Here is a 765-nt window from a genome sequence, read left to right as displayed (position 1 = left end):
GCAGCCCTCCTCCTTGTCGGCCCACACGGTGGGTGGCGGTGAGGCGATCCAGGCTGCGACCGGGCTGGACTGGTCGACCGGCTGGCGGCAGCAGGTCGCTCAGGAGGGCGCCGGGGTGTCCGGGCGCACGGCGCCACCGTGCTGCGTTCACGTTCCACCGGCGGCTTCCTGGCCACCCACGGCCAACTCGCCAGCGCAGCGGCGCGGCGCTTGACGGCACGGGCCGGTCAGCTGGCCGCGGTGCCCGCGGTCCGCGCCGCGCAGGCTGCCGGGACGCTGAGCGCCGACCAGGCGCAGGTGATCGCCCGTCATCTGGCGCCGGTGGACGATGTCCAGGCCCGCGGCCAGGCAGAGGAACTGCTGCTGGCCCACGCCCCGCAGCTGCACCTGTCCCAGCTGGCCCGGGCCGCCGAGGAGGTACGGGTGCGGCTGGTGGCCGAGGAGGAACCGCCCCAGGACGAAGCCCCGGCCGGGTTCCAGTCCTGGGTGAAACTCTCGGCCACCGGAACCACCGACCGCCCGTTCTGGGTCCTGTCCGGCGAACTGGAGGCCCTGGCCGGGGAGCGGCTGCGGATCGCCCTGGAGGCCGCCGCCGGCCCACCGAAGACCGAGGACCCGCGCACCGGTGCGCAGCGCCTGGGTGATGCGCTGGCCACCGTGGCCGCGCTGGCCCTGAACACCGGCACGCTACCGGTCACCGGCGGCACCCGCCCCCACCTGACCCTGATCGCCGACCTGGACACCCTCACCACCCCCCACCCACAC

At 75.4% G+C, this 765-nt stretch carries 1 protein-coding gene; it reads left to right on the top strand.

Annotated features, from left to right (window positions below; genetic code table 11):
• Positions 1–138 precede the first annotated feature (138 nt).
• Positions 139–765, top strand: a 627-nt coding sequence (locus IF29_RS0141195; protein ID WP_030267732.1) for a DUF222 domain-containing protein, incomplete at its 3' end; no start/stop codon positions are given.

This window comes from Streptacidiphilus jeojiense (assembly GCF_000719095.1).
GTDB lineage: Bacteria > Actinomycetota > Actinomycetes > Streptomycetales > Streptomycetaceae > Streptacidiphilus > Streptacidiphilus jeojiensis.
Note: the sequence above shows the minus strand (reverse complement) of the source record. Positions and strands in the feature narration are given on the sequence as shown.